General features: G+C 73.0%; 12 protein-coding genes. 6 read left to right on the top strand and 6 right to left on the bottom strand.

Annotated features, from left to right (window positions below; genetic code table 11):
* Nucleotides 1-40 precede the first annotated feature (40 nt).
* The 5 genes from BX285_RS18740 to BX285_RS18720 all read left to right on the top strand — a co-directional run bounded on the left by BX285_RS18740 (nt 41) and on the right by BX285_RS18720 (nt 7,466).
* On the top strand, nt 41-913 hold the full coding sequence (locus BX285_RS18740; protein ID WP_097239034.1) for a carbohydrate ABC transporter permease: 873 nt from the start codon (nt 41-43) through the stop codon (nt 911-913).
* A gap of 4 nt (nt 914-917) precedes the next feature.
* Complete coding sequence (locus tag BX285_RS18735) at nt 918-1,868, top strand: carbohydrate ABC transporter permease (protein WP_257032896.1); 951 nt, start codon at nt 918-920, stop codon at nt 1,866-1,868.
* A 95-nt stretch (nt 1,869-1,963) separates the two neighbouring features.
* The gene (locus BX285_RS18730) at nt 1,964-3,229 is read left to right on the top strand and encodes a glycosyl hydrolase (RefSeq protein ID WP_097239033.1); all 1,266 of its coding nucleotides are present in this window, start codon (nt 1,964-1,966) and stop codon (nt 3,227-3,229) included.
* 120 nt (nt 3,230-3,349) lie between these two features.
* Nucleotides 3,350-6,409 (top strand): glycoside hydrolase family 38 C-terminal domain-containing protein, encoded by a 3,060-nt coding sequence (locus tag BX285_RS18725; protein WP_121175800.1) that lies wholly within the window; start codon nt 3,350-3,352, stop codon nt 6,407-6,409.
* An 88-nt stretch (nt 6,410-6,497) separates the two neighbouring features.
* Nucleotides 6,498-7,466: an ROK family protein gene (locus BX285_RS18720; protein ID WP_121175798.1), complete on the top strand. Its 969-nt coding sequence runs from the start codon at nt 6,498-6,500 to the stop codon at nt 7,464-7,466.
* A 294-nt stretch (nt 7,467-7,760) separates the two neighbouring features.
* Here the strand turns inward: BX285_RS18720 and BX285_RS18715 are convergent, their stop codons facing one another.
* The 6 genes from BX285_RS18715 to BX285_RS18695 all read right to left on the bottom strand — a co-directional run bounded on the left by BX285_RS18715 (nt 7,761) and on the right by BX285_RS18695 (nt 12,339).
* Entirely contained in the window at nt 7,761-8,156 is a 396-nt protein-coding gene (locus tag BX285_RS18715) for a DUF2267 domain-containing protein (protein ID WP_097239030.1), read from the bottom strand.
* A gap of 295 nt (nt 8,157-8,451) precedes the next feature.
* Complete coding sequence (locus tag BX285_RS37390; RefSeq protein WP_179852952.1) at nt 8,452-9,054, bottom strand: thioesterase family protein; 603 nt, start codon at nt 9,052-9,054, stop codon at nt 8,452-8,454.
* Nucleotides 9,051-9,362 (bottom strand): hypothetical protein, encoded by a 312-nt coding sequence (locus tag BX285_RS37385; RefSeq protein WP_179852951.1) that lies wholly within the window; start codon nt 9,360-9,362, stop codon nt 9,051-9,053. The genes BX285_RS37390 and BX285_RS37385 overlap by 4 nt, the downstream gene beginning before the upstream one ends.
* Nucleotides 9,363-9,683: 321 nt before the next feature.
* Nucleotides 9,684-11,081 carry an FAD-binding oxidoreductase gene (locus BX285_RS18705; RefSeq protein WP_121175796.1) on the bottom strand — a complete coding sequence of 466 codons (1,398 nt, stop codon included), beginning with the start codon at nt 11,079-11,081 and terminating at the stop codon, nt 9,684-9,686.
* Nucleotides 11,082-11,188: 107 nt separating this feature from the next.
* Nucleotides 11,189-11,686 (bottom strand): flavoprotein, encoded by a 498-nt coding sequence (locus BX285_RS18700; RefSeq protein ID WP_121177642.1) that lies wholly within the window; start codon nt 11,684-11,686, stop codon nt 11,189-11,191.
* Nucleotides 11,687-11,853: 167 nt separating this feature from the next.
* On the bottom strand, nt 11,854-12,339 hold the full coding sequence (locus BX285_RS18695) for a cysteine/serine endopeptidase inhibitor (protein ID WP_121175794.1): 486 nt from the start codon (nt 12,337-12,339) through the stop codon (nt 11,854-11,856).
* Nucleotides 12,340-12,643: 304 nt separating this feature from the next.
* Between BX285_RS18695 and BX285_RS18690 the strand changes: the two genes are divergently transcribed.
* On the top strand, nt 12,644-12,859 hold the full coding sequence (locus BX285_RS18690) for a hypothetical protein (RefSeq protein ID WP_097239025.1): 216 nt from the start codon (nt 12,644-12,646) through the stop codon (nt 12,857-12,859).
* Nucleotides 12,860-13,002: the final 143 nt, after the last annotated feature.

The following is a 13,002-nucleotide window of genomic DNA, read 5'->3' as shown; positions in this document are numbered from 1 at the left end:
CATCCCCCCGGCCCCACTCCCGGCCCAGGAAGGCAGGCGCATGACCCACCGGCGTTGGTTCACTCCCTGGCTGCTCGCCGGGCCCGCGATCGTCTGGCTGGCCGTCTTCAACCTCTGGCCGGCCGTCAACACGGTGATCCTGTCCTTCACCAACGCCAAGCCCCTGGGCGGTGGGCAGTTCACCGGCCTGGAGAACTACGGCCGGCTGCTGGACGACGAACAGCTCGCCGACGCCCTGCTCAACAGCATCGTCTTCATGCTGGTCTGCCTGCCCCTGCTGACCGTCCTGCCGCTGCTGCTCGCCCTGCTCGTCCAGCGCAGGATCCCCGGCATCACCTTCTTCCGCACCGCCTTCTACACCCCGGTGATCGCCTCCGCCGTCGTGGTGGCGCTGATCTGGGGCTGGGTGCTGGACGACCGCGGCCTGGTCAACGGAGTGCTCCAGCAGAGCGGGCTGACCGACTCCCCGGTGTCCTTCCTGACCGGCCGCTGGCTGCTGCTGTTCAGCGCGATCGCCCTGACCGTCTGGAAAGGCCTGGGCTACTACATGGTCATCTACCTGTCCGCCCTCGCCAACGTCCCGCGCGAGCTGCACGAGGCGGCGGCCGTGGACGGTGCCGGGCCGCTGAGCCGGTTCCGGCACGTCACCCTGCCCGGGGTCCGGCCGACCATGGTCCTGATCTCCGCGCTGATCTCGGTGAGTTCGCTGCGCGTCTTCTCCGAGCTGTACGTGCTCTCACACGGCCAGGGCGGCCCCGGCGGGCGGGACATGTCGGTGGTGATGCTGATCCAGATGTACAGCCGCGGCTTCAACGGCCACCTCGGCTACGCCTCCGCGCTCAGCCTGCTGCTGTTCGTCGTCACGCTCGGCCCGATGCTGTTCCTGATGCGGCTCAACCGGAAGGCGGCCTGACCCCGTGACCACCAGCCGCACTCCCGCGACCAGCGTCCGCCCTCCCGCGTCCACCGCCCGCACCAGGGCCGTGCACGGCCCCCGGGGCTCCCGGGGCTCCCGGGGCTCCCAGGGCTCCCGGGGCTTCAACACCCCCTCCCCCGCCGACACCGCCGTCCGCTACCTGCTCCTGCTGCTCGTCCTGCTCCTGGTCATCGGCCCCTTCCTCTGGCAGCTGTCCACCTCCCTCAAGGGCCCGGCCGAGGACGTCTACACCAGCACCCCGGCCTTCCTGCCCGACCAGCCCACCATCGGCAACTACGGCAAGGTCGCCGACACCGTCCCGGTGTGGACCTACGCGCTCAACTCGGTGATCGTGGCCGCGGTCTGCATCACCGGCAACGTGGTCGGCTGCACCCTGGCCGGCTACGCGCTGGCCCGGCTGCGCTTCCGCGGCGCCAAGCTGCTCCTCGGCCTCCTCCTCGCCACGCTCGTCCTGCCCGGCGAGGTCACCATCGTCTCCCAGTACGTGCTGGTGCGCAGCCTCGGTCTGGCCGACACCCTGGCCGGCGTCGCATTGCCGGGCTCGGTCGCGATGCTCAACGTGCTGCTGATGCGCACCGCCTTCGCCGCCGTCCCGGCCGAGCTCGACCAGGCGGCGCTGGTGGACGGCGCCAACGTCTGGCAGCGGCTGTGGCACATCGGCCTGCCGAACGTGCGCGGCATGCTCAGCGTGATCGTGATCTTCACCTTCATCGGCGCCTGGGACGACTTCCTCTGGCCGCTGATCGTGCTCAACGACCCGCAGAAGTACACCCTCACCGTCGGGCTGCAGTACCTCAACGGCACCTTCTCCGCCAACCCCCGGCTGATCGCGGCCGGCACCATGATCGCCTTTCTCCCGATCGTCGTGGTGTTCGGCGTCTGCCAGCGCTTCTTCTTCCAGGGCGTCGAGCAGGGAGCCGTCAAGGGCTAGGCCTGCCCCCGGGGCGTCCTGTGACGCGCCCCAGGCGAAGTCCGGCCCCGGCCCACCGTCCGTACGCCCCACCACCGTCGAGGAATCCACCGAAGATGACCGGCACCCCGCAGGCGCCCCGTTTCGGCGTCAACTACACCCCCACCGTCGGCTGGTTCCACCACTGGCTCGACTTCGACCTCGACTCCGTACGCGCCGACCTCGACTCCATCGCCGCCCTCGGCCTGGACCACGTGCGGGTCTTCCCGCTCTGGCCGCTGTTCCAGCCCAACCGCACCCTGATCCGCCCGCGCGCCGTCGACCAGTTGGCGGCCCTGGTGGACGCGGCCGGCGAACGCGGGCTGGACGTCGCGGTGGACGGGCTGCAGGGCCACCTGTCGAGCTTCGACTTCCTGCCCTCCTGGACCCGGACCTGGCACCGGCGCAACCTCTTCACCGACCCCGAGGTCGCCGACGGCCAGGCCGCCTACCTGCGCACCCTCGCCGAGGCGCTGAACGGACGGCCCAACTTCCTCGGGATGACGCTCGGCAACGAGATCAACCAGTTCTCCGGCGCCCCGCACCCCGACCCGGACCGGGCCACCCCCGCCGAGGCCGAGGCCTGGCTGCGCCGGATGCTCGCCGCCTGCGAGGCGGGCGCCCCCGGCCGGCTGCACCTGCACGCCTCCTACGACGCCGCCTGGTACCTGGACGAGCACCCGTTCACGCCCTGGCACTCGGCCCGGATCGGCGCCGCCACCGCCGTGCACTCCTGGGTGTTCAACGGCACCGCCCAGCGCTACGGCGCCCGCTCCACCGCGACCGCGCAGCACGCCGCGTACCTGGTCGAGCTGTCCAAGGCCTGGGCGGAGGACCCGGCCCGCCCGGTCTGGCTGCAGGAGGTCGGAGCGCCCGCCCCGCACATCGCCCCCGGGGACGCCGCGCGCTTCACCGGCGCCACCGTCGAGGCGGTGCTGGACTGCCCGGACCTGTGGGGGGTCACCTGGTGGTGCTCGCACGACGTGGACCGCTCGCTCGCCGACTTCCCCGAACTCGAATACGGCCTGGGCCTGTTGACCACCGACCGGATGGTCAAGCCGGCCGGCATCCGGCTCGCCGAGGCCGCCGCCGAGGCCCGCCGCTGCTGGCAGCCGCCGAAGCCGCGCGGCACCGCCGTGGTGGTCGCCACCGGCGACGAGGTGAACTCCCCCGAGCGCTCGGTCTGCGGCCCCGGCGGTCCGGTGTTCGAGGCGTTCATGCGCCTCACCGAGGCCGGGGCCCGCCCGACCACCGTGCTCGCCGAGCGCGCCGAGGACCGGGCGCACCTGGCCGCGCGCGGCATCACCGAGGTGGTCCGCCCCGAGGACGTACGTTCTCCCTGACCCACCGCCCCGCCGACCGACCGACCCGCTGTCCCACCGACCCGCTGTCCCATCGCCCCACCGACCCACCGACCCTCCCGCGACTGTCCCTCCCGCCTGCACGCAACGGAGCCTGCCGACATGCACGATGACCGCACCCTGGTCGAGTCCCGCCTCAAGCGAGTCCTGGAGGAGCGCATCCGCCCGGCCGTCTACCCCGAGTCCGTCCCGCTGGAGGTCGGCATCTGGACGGCGCCGGGCGAGCCCGTCCCGGTCGCCGAGGGCCTGGCCGCCCCGCGGACCCCGATCGCGGTCGGCGACTCCTGGGGCGCACCGTGGGGCACCAGCTGGATCACGGTGACGGGCACGGTGCCCGAGGCCTGGGCGGGGCGCACCGTCGAGGCGCTGATCGACCTGGGCTTCGACGCCAACATGCCCGGCTTCCAGTGCGAGGGACTGGTCTACCGCCCGGACGGCAGCCCGGTGAAGGGCCTGAACCCGCAGAACCAGTGGGTGCGGATCGCGTCCCCGGCGGCCGGCGGGGAGCAGGTGCTGCTGCACGTCGAGGCCGCCGCCAATCCGGTGATCCTGGACTACCACCCCTTCCTGCCCACCGAGTTGGGCGACAAGGAGACGGCCGGCGACCGGCCGCAGTACCGGCTGGCCCGGATGGACCTCGCCGTCTTCGACGAGACGGTCTGGCAGCTGGTGATGGACCTGGAGGTGCTCGGCGAGCTGATGGCCGAGCTGCCGGTGGAGGGCGCCCGCCGCTGGGAGGTGCTGCGCGCGGTCGAGCGGGCGCTGGACGCCGTCGACCTGCAGGACGTCAACGCCACTGCGGCCCGGGCACGTTCGCACCTCGCCGGGGTGCTGGCGGCGCCCGCCGTGCCGTCCGCGCACCGGATCAGCGCGATCGGCCACGCGCACATCGACTCGGCCTGGCTCTGGCCGCTGCGCGAGACCGTCCGCAAGGTGGCCCGCACCACCGCCAACATGACGGCGCTGCTGGAGGACGAGCCGGACTTCCTCTACACCATGTCCCAGGCGCAGCAGTTCGCCTGGATCAAGGAGCACCGCCCCGAGGTGTACGCCCGGGTCCGCAAGGCCGTGGCGGAGGGCCGGTTCGTCCCGGCCGGCGGCATGTGGGTGGAGTCCGACACCAACATGCCCTCCTCTGAGGCGATGGCCCGTCAGTTTGTGCACGGCAAGCGGTTCTTCCTGGACGAGTTCGGCGTGGAGAACCACGAGGCCTGGCTGCCGGACACCTTCGGCTTCGCCGGCGGCCTGCCGCAGATCATCCGCAACGCGGGCTCCCGGTGGCTGCTGACGCAGAAGATCTCCTGGAGCCAGGTGAACCGGTTCCCGCACCACACCTTCCTGTGGGAGGGCATCGACGGCACCCGGATCTTCACCCACTTCCCGCCGGTGGACACCTACAACTGCTCCATGAAGGGAAGCGAAATCGCCCACGCGGCACGGAACTTCAAGGACAAGGGGGTGGCCCGGCACTCGCTCGCCCCGACCGGCTGGGGCGACGGCGGCGGCGGCACGACCCGCGAGATGGTCGCCAAGGCGGCCCGGATGCGGGACCTGGAGGGCTCGGCCACCGTCCGCTGGGAGAAGCCCGCCGAGTTCTTCGCCAAGGCCGAGGCCGAGTACCCGAACCCGCCGGTCTGGGTCGGCGAGCTCTACCTGGAGCTGCACCGGGCCACGCTGACCAGCCAGGCGAAGACCAAGCAGGGCAACCGGCGCAGCGAGAACCTGCTGCGCGAGGCCGAACTCTGGTGCGCCACCGCCGCCCTGCGCACCGGCGCCGGGTATCCGTACGAGCAGCTGGACCGGATCTGGAAGACCGTCCTGCTGCACCAGTTCCACGACATCCTGCCCGGCTCGTCCATCGCCTGGGTGCACCGCGAGGCCGAGGCCACGTACGCGGCGCTGGCCGGGGAGTTGGAGGAGCTGATCGGCGCGGCCCAGCGGGCGCTGGCCGGGCAGGCCTCGGGCGGGCGGGAGTTGGTGTTCAACGCGGCGCCGCACGCGCGTTCGGCGGTGCCGGCGGGCGGCGCCTCGGCCGCCGCGGTGGACGGCCCGGACCGCCCGGCCGACACGGACTGTACGGCGGTCGAGCGGCCCGGGGGCGGCTTCACGCTGCGCAACGGCCTGGTGGAGGTCGTGGTGGACGCCGACGGCCTGGTCGCCTCGGTGGTCGAGGTCGCGAGCGGCCGGGAGACCGTCGCGCCCGGCAGCCGCGCGAACCTGCTGCAACTGCACCCCGACTTCCCCAACATGTGGGACGCCTGGGACGTCGACCAGTTCTACCGCAACACCGTCACCGACCTGACCGGCGTGGACTCCCTCACCGCCTCGTGCACTGCCGGGCGGGCCTCGGTGCGGATCGCCCGCTCCTTCGGCTCCTCCACCGTCGTGCAGACGCTCACCCTGCGGGCCGGCGAGCAGCGCCTGGACATCGACACCGAGGTCGACTGGCACGAGACCGAGAAGTTCCTCAAGGCCGCGTTCCCGCTGGACCTCCACACCGAGCGCTACGCCGCCGAGACCCAGTTCGGCCACCTCCACCGGCCCACCCACACCAACACCAGCTGGGACGCCGCCAAGTTCGAGGCCTGCAACCACCGCTTCGTCCACCTGGAGGAGCCCGGCTGGGGCGTCGCCCTGGTCACCGCCTCGACCTACGGCCACGACGTCACCCGCACGGTGCGCGACGAGGACGGCGGCACCACCACGACCGTCCGCTTCTCGCTGCTGCGCGCCCCGCGCTTCCCCGACCCGGAGACCGACCAGGGCCTGCACCGCTTCCGGCACGCCCTGGTCCCGGGCGCGACGATCGGCGACGCCGTCCGCGAGGGCTACCGGATCGGCCTGCCCGAGCGCCGCGTCACCGGCTCTGCCGAGCGGGTCGCGCCGCTGGTGGCAGTGGACGAGGACGCGATCGTGGTCAGCGCGGTCAAGCTCGCCGACGACCGCAGCGGGGACCTGATCGTCCGCGTCTACGAGGCGGGCGGCGGCCGCGCCCGGGGCCGGCTGACCACCTCCTTCCCGCTGGCCGACGCCGTCCCCTGCGACCTGCTGGAACGGCCCTGGGACGGCACCCGCGGCGAGGTCGCGGTCGAGGACGGCTCGGTGCGCCTGGCGCTGCGCCCGTTCGAACTGGTCACCCTGCGGCTGCGCGCGGCCGAGTAGCGACAGGGCTCCGGGCCCTGCTCTACGCTGTGCGGCGCCCCGCCCCTCACCGGCCGGGGCGCCGCCCCTACCTCCACTGGAGCCCATCGTGCCTTCCACGCCGCTGTTCGCCGCCGTCGACATCGGCGGCACCAAGATCGCCGGAGCGCTGGTCGACGGCGCCGGGCGGCTGCGGCACTCGCTCCGGCTGCCCACCCCGGCGACGGAGTCGGGCGCGGCCGTGCTCGCCGTCGTGCACAAGGTGCTGGACCAGCTCTCCGGCACGGCCGACTGGGCCGCCGTGACGGCCGTCGGGATCGGCAGCGCCGGCCCGGTCGACCTGGTCGGCGGCACCGTCAGCCCGGTCAACATCCCCGGCTGGCGCGGCTTCCCGCTGGTCGCCGAGGTCGCCGCGCACCCGGCGGTGGCCGGGCACCCGACAGCGGCCGGGCACCCGATAGCGGCCGGCGGCGCGCTGCCTGTCCGCCTCGCCGGGGACGGCGTCGCGATGGCCGCCGCCGAGCACTGGCAGGGCGCCGCCCGGGGCGCCGCCAACGCGCTCTGCCTGGTGGTGTCGACCGGTGTCGGCGCCGGGCTGGTGCTCGACGGCGCCGTGCGCCCCGGCCCCAGCGGCAACGCCGGGCACCTCGGGCACATCACCGTCGACCTGGACGGCGAGCCCTGCCCCTGCGGCTCCCGCGGCTGCCTGGAGGGCCTTGCCAGCGGCACCGCGATCGCCCGCCGGGCCCTCGCCGAGGGCTGGCGGCCGGACGGCGAGGACCGCTCTGCCCGCGCCGTCGCCGCCTCCGCCGCCGCGGGGGATCCGGTCGCGCTCGCCTCCTTCGACCGCGCCGCCCGGGCCCTGGCCGCCGGGATCGCAGCCACTGCCGCCCTGGTGGACCTCGACCGGGTGGTCATCGGCGGCGGCGTGGCCACCGCCGGGGACCTGCTGTTCGCCCCGCTCGCCCGCCACCTGGACCGCTACGCGGCCCTCTCGTACATCCGCGGCCTGGACGTGCGCCGCGCCGAACTCGGCACCGACGCCGGGCTGATCGGCGCCGCCGCCCTCTGCCGCTGAGCCACCTCCGCCGAGCCGACTCGGCTGAGTCACCTCGGCCGAGCCAGGGGATTCCCCTCGCCCACCGAGGAGTTCACGTTCTCCGGGCCCGACCGGACTCCCCGACGGCGCCGGACTCGCCCTTCCGGCAGGCGGGTCCGCCGACCTGCCCCCGGGCGCCGGGCCGGTCGGGCTGACCGGCCCGGAGGCGGAACTGCACCGGGCCACCACCGGGCCACCACCGGGCCGCCACCGGACGAAGCCCGGCGCGACCGCTCGGACGGACGCAAGCCCTCGGGCGCCGGGTACCGGCGCTCAGGCCGGCGTCGGGTGCCCGAACAGCAGGTCGTAGCCCGCCGGAAGCTGCTCGACCACCCGGTCGACCAACTCCCCGGGAACGAGGTCCGCCAGGGTGCTGAGCACCGCCCCGATGTCCCACTGCGCCGTCGCAGGGGTCGCCCCGTCGATCCAGCCGACCACGGCCTGGACGAAGCGTTCGGCGGTCAGCGGCTCGCTCGCGGGCTGGGCGTCGCGCAGCAGCGAGGCGTACGTCCCGGGCAGCGCGTCGGCGAGTTCGCTCCGATCGGAGCCCACCAGGTGCTCGCCGAGCAGGGCGAGCACGACCCGGGCGGCGTGGTCGGCCTCCGCCTCGCCCCGGTACTCGCCGCGCTCCACGACGCGGGCGAGGAAGTCCTCCCAGGAGATGGTCATCGTGTCCTCCTTCCGGTCGGCGGGACCGGTAGGGCCGACGGCGCTCTGCGCCTGGACCGGGGAGGGGAGGTCGCAGCCCGTGACCGCCGTGGGACGAACCGGTTGCCCGTGCTGCTCAGCGTAACTCCGCCCGGGGCGTTCGGAACCGGCCGGGCACCGGGAAGCCGGTCCGGCGGATCGACGCCGTTGTCGATCACGCCGCCGGCCCGGGCACCGGCCCGGGATCGCGCGCCGCCACAGCACGGCTACAGCGCGGTGCGGCTGCGGCCGGCACCGATCGGACGCCGAGCGGTCCTCAGCCCGCCGAGGCGCGACACCGCCGCCGCGGCCTGCGCGCGGACGACCGCCCGCCACCGGCGGCCCCCGAGGCCACCGAGGTCACCGGCGTCACCGCGGTCACCGAGGTCACGCGCTGCGCCGGCGCCGTCGCCGTCGCGGTGGTCCTCGCAGAGGCCAGCGCGGCCTCGGTGCGCGCCGTGTCCGGCATAAACGCCGACAGAAAGCGCCGCTCGTTCTCGCTGAGTTTGCGCGAGCGGCCGGTCTCGCGGTCCCGCGCGACCACCACGGTCCGCGCCCGCATAAACGTCCGCGGATCCCGGCAGACATTCACCTCGACGTGCGCGGAACTCCGTCCGAGCCGTTCCACGGTGAGCCGGACCGCCAATGGCTCGGGCTGGTGGTGCAGCTGCTCCAGGTAATCGATCTCGTGCCGCGCGATGATGAATCCGGACGGGAACAGCGATTCCCGGACGGCGGTCGCGTGGTGGCAGAACAGGTCGTAAATCCCCTCCTGGATGTAGCCGACCAGCCGGGCGTTGTTGATGTGCCCGTTCTCGTCGACGTCGCTCCACCGGGTGGGGCAGGACAGCACGTGCGCGCCCGGGTGCACCGCGCTCACTGCTGCGTCAGCCCGGCACCGGCACCGGCGGGGAGCAGCGCGCGCTGGAGCCTGGCGTAGTAGGCGGAGTGTTCGGCTGCCATCCGGGCCGCCGTCCAGCCCTCCTCGGCGGCCTCCGCGGCCGCCTGGACGACCAGGCTGTCGAGCACCGCGTCGACCGACCGGCACAATTCGGCGACGGCCGCGAGCCGCTCGGTCACATCGGATCCGCCCGGCGCGTTCCGGGCCGGGAATGCGGACAGCGACTCGACCGCGAGCTGCAGATCGTCGAGCGTGTCCGGCCGGTTTTCCGAAGGGGAATTCCGCATGTTTTTCTCCATGACTCATTCGGCCATTACGGCCCGGTAGCTGGCGTTCGAATGCACCTGATCGGTGCCGACCCCCCGACGCCTTCGACGCTATCCCAGCCGACCGGGGTCGACGGATGGTTTTCGGACCGCGACGGGAAACTGACTTCCATCGGAGTAGTTTGCCGGGGTACACAATATGCCCCATCAGCCGAATGCTGTCCGCAATTCGGGTGGTATCGCCGACGCGAGCTCCAAGATCGACTACTCCGGGCCTCAGATCTGCTAATAGCCACTCCACCACCTCCCTCGTGCCGGTCCCACCCTGCCGCCCCGCCGCACCTACCGCCCCGCGACCAGGTCGGCGAGCCGGGCGATCGGCGAGGTGGTGGCCCGTCCGGTCGCCTCCTGCCGGTCGGCCGCGTGGTAGGCGGCGTACATCGCCTGCACCCCGAGCCAGCGCAGCGGTTCCGGTTCCCAACGCCGCACCGTGTGGCCCACCCAGGGCAGCCGGGTCAGTTCGCTGTCCCTCCCGAGCACCAGGTCGCACAGGGTGCGCCCGGCCAGGTTGGCCGTCGTCACCCCGCTGCCGACGTACCCGCCGGCCCAGCCGAGCCCGCTCGACCGGTCCAACTCCACGGTGGCGCACCAGTCCCGGGGGACACCGAGCACGCCCGCCCAGGCGTGGTCGATCCCGGCCGTCGCGGCAGCGGGGAAGAACCGGTCCAGGATCGCGCGCAGTTGGCGCACCGTCTCCGCCTGGGTGCTGCCGTCCGAGTCCGTCCGCGAGCCGAAGCGGTACGGGATCCCGCGTCCACCGAGCGCGATCCGGTCGTCGGCGGTGCGCTGCGCGTACATGTAGGCGTGCGCGAAGTCCCCCAGCACCTCGCGGCCCTGCCAGCCGGTCTCCGCCCAGAACCCGGCGGGCAGCGGCTCGGTGACGACCATCGCCGAGTTCATCGGCAGCCAGGTCCGCTTCTCGCCCCGCAGCCCGGCGGTGAACCCCTCGGTGGCGCGCAGCACATGGTCGGCGGTGACGGTGCCGAGCGGGGTGACAGCGCGGGGCCTGCGGTGGGCGGTCCCGGGGAGGCCGGGGAGGATCGCGCCGACGGCCGTCCCCTCGTACACCTCGACTCCCGCGTCCCGTACGGCCCGGGCCAGTCCGCGCACCAGCTTCGCGGGCTGGATCCGCGCACCGTACCGGGACCAGCAGCCGCCGAGCGTGCCGGCCACCGCTACCCGGTCCGTGGCCTCCTCGGCGCTCAACAGCTCGACCCGGTCCGCCCCGTACGCCCGCTCGGCCCGGACGAAGGCCCGAAGCCGCTCCAACTGCGGCCGGTTGCGGGCGACTTCCAGCACACCGCCGCGCACCAGGTCCGCGTCGATCCGCTCGGCGACCGTGACGTCGACGACCTCGCCGACGGCCTCGTCCATCACCCGCTGCATCGCCGCCGCCCGCTGCTGCCCGTACCGCCGGGCGAATGCGGCGCGCCCCGCGAAGCCGTTGTACAGCCAGCCGCCGTTGCGCCCCGAGGCGCCGTAGCCGCAGAAGCGCTGCTCCAGGACCGCGATCCGCAGCGAAGGGTCGGCCTTCTTCAGGTAGTAGGCCGTCCAGAGCCCGGTGTACCCGCCGCCGACCATGCACACGTCGACGTCCCGGTCCCCCGGCAGCCCGGGCCCGGGCTCGGGCACCCCGTCCGCCGCGTACCAGAACGACACCCCGCCGTTGACCGCCGCCACCGGACACCTCCTGCACCCTCGCCGACCTGCCCGGACGCTACCTCCGGACGATCGGCGTGGACCACCCCGCACAGTGCCAGGATCGCCGGCCGCGATCAGCCACCCTGTCAGTCCCGCAGCAGCTCCAGGGCTCGTGTCCAGCTGTACGCCCCCGGCACGAACTCCGCGACCCGCACCCCCATCGCCCGCAGCCTCGCCAGGCTCTGCTCGTACGCCGGATGCGCGGCCTGCGCAGCGCTCAGACACGGCTGGACGGCGACCGGGATCCCCCACCCGTAGGACTCGCAGAGGATCCCGAGCGCGAGCGTGTCCGAGATCCCCAGGGCCCACTTGTTGACCGTGTTGAACGTCGCCGGGGACACCACGATCGCCTCCGGATCCGGCAACGGCCGCGGCTCCCCCGGCCTGCGCCAGGCCGACCGGATCGGATACCCCGTCTGCGCGGTGATCGCCTCCGCGTCGATGAACCCCATCGCCTGCGGAGTGGCCACCACCCCCACCTGCCACCCCTCCGCCTGCGCGGCCGCGATCAACTCCCCGACCCCGCCCGCGACCCCCGCCGCACACACCACGACGTACAGCACCGGCTTCCGCACCTCGGACACCCCGCAACCCCCGCTCTCGAACACTCTCGAACCGTCGTCGGATCCCAGAACAGTAAGCCGCCGACACGGCCGGGGACGGTGTCAGTGGCTTCGGGGCCGTCGAAGCCGATGCCGCTGCCCGCCCCCGGTGAGCTCGCGGGGGCGGGCAGCGGCGTTCGCGGGGCCGGTCAGCCGATGGTGGAGCCGGCGATCGGGGCGGACAGCTCGACGGTCTCACCCTTCAGACCGGTCTTGACGAACTGCCAGGTGAGGCCACTGATGACGCCCTTGTCGAGCGGGGCCAGCTTGGCGAAGGCGGGCTGGCTGAGGTCGATGTGGGTGGAGTCGCAGGAGGGGCACTGGTCCTTGACCGGGACGGTGATGGTCTTGCCCTGGTAACTGACCTTGACCGAAATGCCCTTACAAACCGGGTCGTTGTTGGGGTTGGCGGTGGTCCACCAGGTGTGCGAGACGGCGACCAGCATCTGCGAGGAGGCGTTGATCTGGGTGCCGCAGGCGCCGTAGCCCGAGTCGGTGTAGTAGGTGGCCTTGCCGGTCATGGGCTTGTTGATCGGGATCGCGGCGCTGGCGGTGCCGGCGGTGAAGGCGATGAGAGCGGCTGCGGCGAGCGGGGCGCCCGCGAGGATCCTGAGGTTCTTGCCGATGGCGCGCATGATCGTTCCCTCCGGTTGCAGTGCTGGCAGACGTACTGCTGGTCATGGGCATGACAGAGCGAAGTCGCGCCTTCTGCAAGGAAGTTCAGCGACTCCGTGTCCGCCCGGTGAAGGGAACGTATGCGCCCGTCCTCGGTATGGTCCAGACCTCCGCGATGTTGGCATGAACACAAGGCAAGGATCTTTACGAATGCGTCCGAAGGGGCGAAGATACGTGACCGCACCGACACGGAGGGTGTTGACAGTCCGTCACCCGCATGCCCGCACCTCGCATGCCCGCACCCCGCACCGGAGGCCCCGTCCCATGCGTCGCACCGTTCTCGCCGCCCTGTTCCTCGGCGCCCTCCTGGTCCCGGCCGGCACCGCCACCGCTGCCGCCGCCGACTCCACCGCCACTGGCTCCACCCCGCGCGAAGTCAACCAGGGCTACAGCATCCCGGTCGGCGGGGTGACCGACCTCGGCGCACTGCCCGTCCTCGGCAGCCTCGGGCTGGACTTCGCCCGGCTCCTCGGCCAGTAGCATCCACAGCAGTCACGGAACGTAACGCCACGCCGCCATCCGGGCAGGCCGAAGCCCCGGCGCGGGAACCCCCGCGCCGGCCCGGAATTACTTCCGCTCCGAAAATTAGTAACCCCCGCACCCGCAGGACAAGGCCGAACGCC

The organism is Streptomyces sp. 1114.5, assembly GCF_003635085.1.
In the GTDB taxonomy this organism is placed as follows: domain Bacteria; phylum Actinomycetota; class Actinomycetes; order Streptomycetales; family Streptomycetaceae; genus Kitasatospora.
The sequence above is the reverse complement of the archived record's forward strand: the minus strand, read 5'-3'. Positions and strand labels throughout refer to the sequence as shown.

Excerpts from the sequence above, each read along its gene's own strand:
- BX285_RS37385 (WP_179852951.1), bottom strand. The coding sequence starts at position 9,362 with ATGCGGAATTCCCCTTCGGAAAACCGGCCGGACACGCTCGACGATCTG.
- BX285_RS18740 (WP_097239034.1), top strand. The coding sequence starts at position 41 with ATGACCCACCGGCGTTGGTTCACTCCCTGGCTGCTCGCCGGGCCCGCG.
- BX285_RS18715 (WP_097239030.1), bottom strand. The coding sequence starts at position 8,156 with ATGACCATCTCCTGGGAGGACTTCCTCGCCCGCGTCGTGGAGCGCGGC.
- BX285_RS18690 (WP_097239025.1), top strand. The coding sequence starts at position 12,644 with ATGCGTCGCACCGTTCTCGCCGCCCTGTTCCTCGGCGCCCTCCTGGTC.
- BX285_RS18725 (WP_121175800.1), top strand. The coding sequence starts at position 3,350 with ATGCACGATGACCGCACCCTGGTCGAGTCCCGCCTCAAGCGAGTCCTG.
- BX285_RS18695 (WP_121175794.1), bottom strand. The coding sequence starts at position 12,339 with ATGCGCGCCATCGGCAAGAACCTCAGGATCCTCGCGGGCGCCCCGCTC.
- BX285_RS18730 (WP_097239033.1), top strand. The coding sequence starts at position 1,964 with ATGACCGGCACCCCGCAGGCGCCCCGTTTCGGCGTCAACTACACCCCC.